Genomic DNA, 344 nt, shown 5'->3' on the forward strand with positions numbered 1-344 from the left:
TCGCAAAGAAGGCGCTGGCCTTTTTTAGAATTTCTTTCTCCATGCGCAATTCTTTGTTTTCTCTACGCAATCGCTTCAACTCATCCCGCTCAGACTCTTCTAAGGTGACACCTTGTTTCAGGGCTTCGTGTTTTTCTTTCCAGTTGTAAAGCAGGCTCGTGCTAACTCCAAGAGACTTTGCCGCATCGGCAACGCTATAACCTTGTTCTAGCACCATCAAGACGGCTTCATCTTTAAATGCCTGCGGATAACTTTTATGTGATTTCTTCAGACTCATATAGACCTCTTAATTTATTGACCATACTGTCTCAAAATTAAGTGTCCGATGGGATTAGACCAGAACA

The 344-nt window shown here is 42.7% G+C and carries 1 pseudogene; it reads right to left on the minus strand.

What is annotated here, in order from left to right:
* A pseudogene (locus K5Q99_RS22260) lies at positions 1-277 on the minus strand (transposase); the annotation flags it as partial.
* Positions 278-344 lie beyond the last annotated feature (67 nt).

The organism is Shewanella hafniensis, assembly GCF_019655335.1.
GTDB lineage: Bacteria > Pseudomonadota > Gammaproteobacteria > Enterobacterales > Shewanellaceae > Shewanella > Shewanella hafniensis.